Origin of the sequence: Siphonobacter sp. BAB-5405, assembly GCF_002872335.1 — a bacterium.
Classification (GTDB): Bacteria; Bacteroidota; Bacteroidia; order Cytophagales; family Spirosomataceae; genus Siphonobacter.
The window spans coordinates 1-6,209 of the sequence record NZ_NJAG01000212.1 but is presented as its reverse complement, the minus strand read 5'-3'; the positions used below and the strand labels follow the sequence as shown (position 1 = coordinate 6,209).

Here is a 6,209-nt window from a genome sequence, read left to right as displayed (position 1 = left end):
CTGAAATTCCCCGGTGATTCCAGAGATATTTAGTCTTTTGATCCCTTCAATCCTTCTTGTGTATTAAAAGAAATACCGTTGGTTCTGAGCGGTATTTCTTTTAATACCGGCCAATATTTTACTCTCCAGATCTTTGCACTATGATTTAAAAAGCCCTCGAAATACTAACTAACCAAAACTCCTTTTTTAGCGTGATTTTACAGTTGTATCTGCACTGCCGCATTTGTCTTTTTTCCCGACTACTCTCAAGCCTCTTTTGCGAATAGCAAGACACGAAAAAAGGCTTCCATTTCCCGTCCTTTTTTTTAATAGCCAGTCAAGCTTGCTTTGGAATCAAATAATTAAATATCCATCCCCCGCAATTATGAAATCGTATCAAAGTAAAAAGAATGACAAACGCACTCTCTCAGACTCAGAGCAAGGCTCATTCTGGAAAGAGCTTTCTATCAAAATGCTAAGCTCTATCAGCGGCCGATTGGTGCAGACAATTGTCAAAGCTTACTTCTTCAACGATGATTAGAGCAAATGGCCGAAACTGATATTCAGTTTCCGGGCCCATTTGCTCTAATCATCACTAAATCGGATCTCGGAAGCAGTTATCAGAAAAATAATTAGGAAAATCCTTGTTAACAACTTTAAAGTTGTTTATATTTGTATATACATCCATTCAAACAACTATAAAGTGTTACTAATCCAAGGTATGATTTATGAAACAGAAAACGCTAATTTTAGAAAACCATGGTCACCAAGGACGCGATCGAGTTATTTTTAAAGGAATTTAAGATTAAAATGTCCATTTGGGGCATTTTAATAAGTGGACGTAAAAAAAATAAGGATTCAATATCGTTGTTAGAAATATACCCTCCCGAAATCATACAAGTAGTAAAAGATCTTAACGTTGAAGATTACTCTGAAGGGCCGCTAGAGGAACTCCTAAATATGGGAAGCCCAATGTGGGTTTTTGGTAAAACAATGAAGGGAAAAGAAATATACATCAAGTTGACGATGGGAGAATCGAACAATCAGGTGCTTTGTATTTCTTTTCACATTGCTGAACACTCTATGAAATACCCTTTCAAACAATGAACATCTTATGAAAAGTCCGATGACTGGTAAAGAAATGCCATTAAAAATCCGGACCGAAGTCTTAACCTTTAGGAAAGAAGAATTTCCTGTTGAGTATCAGTTTTATTATTGTGAAGATTCAGAAGAAGAATTTTTCACTCCAGAAATGGGAGAAGTGACATATAAACAACTTTATAATGCTTATAGGGTCAAACATAAAATTCCATTTCCTGAGGAAATAAAACAAATAAGAGCTCAATACGGGCTTCCGGCTAATAAAATGGCTGAAATATTAGGGTTTGGAATAAATATGTTTAGAGCATATGAAAATGGCGAAATTCCAAACGAATCAAATGCTAGATTAATTCAATTAGCATCTAACCCCAGAGAATTTAAAAAAATACTTTCGCTTAGTAACGTTTTAAATGAAAAGGAACTTGAAAACGTTTTAAGTAAAATTGATTCTTTGATAAAAGAAAATAAAGAACACATAATTAATAAGGAAGAATACATTATGGACGCAAAATACCCTAGTGAATATACTGGGTATAAGACGCCAAATTTGGAAAAAGCCTTAAATGTTATAGTTTTCTTTTCTCACCTGTTAAAGCCTTGGCAAACAGCACTTAATAAACTTTTATTTTACGCTGACTTTGGACATTTTAAAGTAAATGGACAGTCTATAACTGGTTTATCTTACAGAGCTGTAACTTATGGTATTGTACCTAGTAGTTATGATAAACTATTTGCAGAAGCAAGTTCTCAAAATTTAGTAAATATAAATTACCAAGAATTTGAGAATTCATATAGTATAGGTAAACAGTACAGTTCGGATGATAATTTTAACTCGGATCTATTCTCGGAAAGTGAATTAATAACTTTAAATAAAGTAGTTAATAAGTTTTCTGGATTGTCGGTAAATGATATAGTTAATAAGAATCACGAAGAAGTAGCTTGGCTAGATCATATAGCAAAACACGAATTGGTTAGCTATAAAAAAAGTTTTTATCTTCAACATATCTGAGATGAAAAAAAAACATAAACTAATTAATCTTGGTTGTACCATTCTTTTAATGGGACTTTTATCTTCATGCGCAAGTATTCAAAATATTTCTAGCTGCGTAAAAGATGAGCCTGTTGGATTTATCGAAGGCTTGATTCACGGTTTTTTTATACTGCCTGCTTTCATCATAAGTTTATTTAATGATACTGTAGCAATCTATGCAGTAAATAACAATGGACATTTATATGACTTAGGGTTCGCAATAGGAGTAGGTTCGTTTTCAGCGAGTACTAGACAACAGTTTATAAATATTTTGAATTCTTTTAAAAAGGAGAAAGCTAATAATGATGATGCTTACTCTCTTAATAAAGAATAATTATTTATATACTTATAATACAGAAAAATGAGCCATAATCTAAATTTTAGATTATGGCTCATTTTTCTGTATTGGGGCTCTGCCCCAAACCCCGAGGTTTTCAAGGCATGGACCACCCCAACTTGTACTGATAACCTTTTAGCTTAGTGAATATATATGACTGTAACACAAACCTTTAAGAAAATGCCAGATAACTTATCAAACCGGGGCCCTCGCGATCGATCTAGAATCAATCTCAATGAAGAATGGGAAGTACGTTATTGGACTTCAGAGCTTGGTTGTACAGCAGCTAGACTTAGACAAGCTGTAAATGCTGTTGGGGTTATGGTCGCTGATGTCCGAAGATACCTAGCTACACGCTAAAAAGAGCATGGACCACCCTGAATTTACGTACTCAAAGTTTTACACGAAGCAGCAGCGTTCAAATAAAAAAGAAAGTACAAGTTGGGGTGGTCCATGCCTTGAAAACCTGTGACGGGACGTCACGATTTTTTTATTATTGTTTTATAAGTTTATCAGGAATTTTCTCCCAAGTATTGCATTTGCGATAGACTTCTGCCTTGAAAGTCTTAAAAACTTCTTCTTTGCTAAAAGTAGCATTAGGAAAATGCTTCTTCATAGTTTGCTCCAAAGCATATTTCATGTCGTAATCAAGATAATCAATTACTTCCTCAATTTTGATTTCTGCCATTTCAGTAGTTTTAGAGTTAAAAAATACCCCGATCTGGCTTCAAGCTATCAAGACCGGGGCTTCGTACAGTTGTACGTGGTATGGCTTATCCCTGGGCGGTTGCTCCTCAGCAGGGCCGCTTACGTTTCAGCCAATATTTTGAATATCAGAGTCTTGACTTCCTTTTAATTCTTTTTGCTTCACATATGTTGTGGCAAAAGTAATTCTGTCTCCATTGAAAAAGATTAAAGGATTTATGAAATATCTAATGTGACTTGTTGATCGAGCTAATATATCTGCTTTTACCAATTCAGCTAGTCCTTTATAAATACTCTTTTCTTCTTTATAGCCAGTATGCTCAAGTGCTTCTTGAATATCAATATAGACTATATCCTTATTGGGAATCAAATTGTTAACTATATAGCTAAATACACGAATTGCAGTTTTGCTTAAGTCCCAAAACGCCTCGAACTGGCTTAAGTATACTTTAGCAAATTTCTTTTCATCAACTTTAATGAATCTTACTAATCTAGAATGAGCAATTACTTCGCCTTCTAGATTAGTTACTATATTTTCTACTCCTCTATCTCCACTGATATACTGAACCCTTTTAATAGTATTATCCTCAATATCCTTTATCGCATTTTCAATGAAAGGATTTTCTTCAAACTGAGGTAGTTTGGAAACTGATAGTGTATTTTCTTTCATAATAAAATACATAATTCGTGTATTCAAAGGTAATCATTCATGTATCATAATTCCTAATAAATTACACTAAAAATGTATTTTTTTATGCAAAAAAGTACACGATTACTTGATTAGGTGTACACTTTTAGTGTACGACTCGTACACTGACCCCCCTTGATTATCAATTAGTTAACCCGTTTTCCTTCTTAGCTTCTTAAAACTCCCTTTTTTACTACTCCTATTTTTTCCTCAAAAACGGGGTTTTAAACCTCTACTTTGTTTGCGAATTTCTTCCTTCTCTTTTTCTACCCTTTTAGTCTCCTCTTGCTGGAAGTTCTTCAGCTCCTGCTGAGCATTGGAAAGAATCTTCTCTTTCATTTCTTGAAGCTGCCGGTTGAGATCAGCCCGTACAGCTGACAACTGTTCATTGGCATTTTTCTCGGTGTCACTGATCTCCGAATTCATTTTCTGCATGATTCCGGTTTTTTTGGCGTTAATCTCGACTCGGTACTTTTCAACCTGGGCTTTGGCCTCTGCTTCAAGCTTAGCCATATCTTCCCGCTTGTCTTTCTGTATTTTCTCTTGCTGCTCCTGGATGTATTGCATTCTCAGTTCGTGCAACCACCCAGGAAGGCTCGCTCTGGCTTCTTCTACCTTCGCCTCTAGAGCTTTGATCTCCTTAGCGGCTAAATCCTCCGCTACGGTGGTTTTAAGCTCTTCTAGCGTCTCTATTTGCTCATGAACCCCGTAGACCCGCTTCATAGTCGTATGCTTGGCTCTGGAGCCTTCTACGCCCCTCTGGAGGCCCTCACTCTTCATGGCCTCGGCGTAGTCCGTTTGGAGCTGCCGTAACGTCTTAGGCGTGAAAAGCTCCTTTGCACTCAGCTTCCCCTCTTTTAGGGGGACAATAATGGCGTGAATGTGGGGGGATTTCTCATCCATGTGCAGCACGGCCTGCACCAGATTCTTCCCGAATTGCTTCTTGAGGAACTCCTCCTGAAGCTGAACCCATCGCTTTGGAACCGTCCGGCAAACGTTGTCTGCATCCCGCTGGAAATACTCTGGGCTGGCCGTCAAAAGGATCTCCACCGCTCGCACCGCATCTGGACGAATCTTGCGTTTGATCTGAGCTTCCTCGATACGATCATTCGCCAGCTCCCACACACCTTTATTCCCTCCCAGCAATACCTGGTTCAAATGGCTTCGTTCGGGATCCGCGTTAGGCACGTCAACCAGGCGAAGGTTATGATTGGTCTTGCCGGTGGCCGAGCCCTGGCCCGTCACCTTTTCTATTCTAAGGATCGCTTTCATACTCATTAGTTTGGGTGCAGGGGTTTCCCCTGCCGCACACCTTTTTCTGCCCTGCCGGCTTTTGAAGCGTAGCGAAAAAAACGGCAGGGCAGAAAAAGGTATAGTGCGTTATACTTTTTGTGAACAAAACGTTTTATCAACGGAGTTTCTATTTGATTGCAAGCTAAAAATCTATTCTGAAATTCCCCGGTGATTCCAGAGATATTTAGTCTTTTGATCCCTTCAATCCTTCTTGTGTATTAAAAGAAATACCGTTGGTTCTGAGCGGTATTTCTTTTAATACCGGCCAATATTTTACTCTCCAGATCTTTGCACTATGATTTAAAAAGCCCTCGAAATACTAACTAACCAAAACTCCTTTTTTTAGCGTGATTTTACAGTTGTATCTGCACTGCCGCATTTGTCTTTTTTTCCCGACTACTCTCAAGCCTCTTTTGCGAATAGCAAGACACGAAAAAAGGCTTCCATTTCCCGTCCTTTTTTTTAATAGCCAGTCAAGCTTGCTTTGGAATCAAATAATTAAATATCCATCCCCCGCAATTATGAAATCGTATCAAAGTAAAAAGAATGACAAACGCACTCTCTCAGACTCAGAGCAAGGCTCATTCTGGAAAGAGCTTTCTATCAAAATGCTAAGCTCTATCAGCGGCCGATTGGTGCAGACAATTGTCAAAGCTTACTTCTTCAACGATGATTAGAGCAAATGGGCCCGGAAACTGATATTCAGTTTCCGGGCCCATTTGCTCTAATCATCACTAAATCGGATCTCGGAAGCAGTTATCAGAAAAATAATTAGGAAAATCCTTGTTAACAACTTTAAAGTTGTTTATATTTGTATATACATCCATTCAAACAACTATAAAGTGTTACTAATCCAAGGTATGATTTATGAAACAGAAAACGCTAATTTTAGAAAACCATGGTCACCAAGGACGCGATCGAGTTATTTTTAAAGGAATTTAAGATTAAAATGTCCATTTGGGGCATTTTAATAAGTGGACGTAAAAAAAAATAAGGATTCAATATCGTTGTTAGAAATATACCCTCCCGAAATCATACAAGTAGTAAAAGATCTTAACGTTGAAGATTACTCTGAA

Annotated in this window: 7 protein-coding genes; 4 read left to right on the top strand and 3 right to left on the bottom strand. The window is 37.3% G+C overall.

The window, feature by feature from the left end:
- Nucleotides 1–738: 738 nt before the first annotated feature.
- The 4 genes from BWI97_RS27150 (at nt 739) to BWI97_RS29455 (ending at nt 2,807) form a co-directional block, all read left to right on the top strand.
- Nucleotides 739–1,086, top strand: coding sequence for a type II toxin-antitoxin system MqsR family toxin (locus tag BWI97_RS27150; protein ID WP_102203506.1), 348 nt, complete (start codon nt 739–741; stop codon nt 1,084–1,086).
- Between the two features lie 7 nt (nt 1,087–1,093).
- Nucleotides 1,094–2,089, top strand: a complete 996-nt coding sequence (locus tag BWI97_RS27145; protein WP_102203505.1) for a type II TA system antitoxin MqsA family protein — start codon at nt 1,094–1,096, stop codon at nt 2,087–2,089.
- Nucleotide 2,090: 1 nt separating this feature from the next.
- Nucleotides 2,091–2,444 (top strand): hypothetical protein, encoded by a 354-nt coding sequence (locus BWI97_RS27140; protein ID WP_102203504.1) that lies wholly within the window; start codon nt 2,091–2,093, stop codon nt 2,442–2,444.
- Between the two features lie 156 nt (nt 2,445–2,600).
- Nucleotides 2,601–2,807: a DUF3606 domain-containing protein gene (locus BWI97_RS29455; RefSeq protein WP_199182146.1), complete on the top strand. Its 207-nt coding sequence runs from the start codon at nt 2,601–2,603 to the stop codon at nt 2,805–2,807.
- Nucleotides 2,808–2,940: 133 nt separating this feature from the next.
- On the opposite strand, the gene BWI97_RS27130 is transcribed toward BWI97_RS29455, so the two are convergent.
- The 3 genes from BWI97_RS27130 to mobV form a co-directional block, all read right to left on the bottom strand.
- Entirely contained in the window at nt 2,941–3,135 is a 195-nt protein-coding gene (locus BWI97_RS27130; RefSeq protein ID WP_102203502.1) for a hypothetical protein, read from the bottom strand.
- A 126-nt stretch (nt 3,136–3,261) separates the two neighbouring features.
- The gene (locus BWI97_RS27125) at nt 3,262–3,849 is read right to left on the bottom strand and encodes a replication/maintenance protein RepL (protein ID WP_158242904.1); all 588 of its coding nucleotides are present in this window, start codon (nt 3,847–3,849) and stop codon (nt 3,262–3,264) included.
- Nucleotides 3,850–4,050: 201 nt separating this feature from the next.
- Entirely contained in the window at nt 4,051–5,112 is a 1,062-nt protein-coding gene (gene mobV, locus BWI97_RS27120) for a MobV family relaxase (protein ID WP_158242903.1), read from the bottom strand.
- Nucleotides 5,113–6,209 lie beyond the last annotated feature (1,097 nt).

Excerpts from the sequence above, each read along its gene's own strand:
- BWI97_RS27150 (WP_102203506.1), top strand. The coding sequence starts at position 739 with ATGGTCACCAAGGACGCGATCGAGTTATTTTTAAAGGAATTTAAGATT.
- BWI97_RS27140 (WP_102203504.1), top strand. The coding sequence starts at position 2,091 with ATGAAAAAAAAACATAAACTAATTAATCTTGGTTGTACCATTCTTTTA.
- mobV (WP_158242903.1), bottom strand. The coding sequence starts at position 5,112 with ATGAAAGCGATCCTTAGAATAGAAAAGGTGACGGGCCAGGGCTCGGCC.
- BWI97_RS29455 (WP_199182146.1), top strand. The coding sequence starts at position 2,601 with ATGACTGTAACACAAACCTTTAAGAAAATGCCAGATAACTTATCAAAC.
- BWI97_RS27130 (WP_102203502.1), bottom strand. The coding sequence starts at position 3,135 with ATGGCAGAAATCAAAATTGAGGAAGTAATTGATTATCTTGATTACGAC.
- BWI97_RS27145 (WP_102203505.1), top strand. The coding sequence starts at position 1,094 with ATGAAAAGTCCGATGACTGGTAAAGAAATGCCATTAAAAATCCGGACC.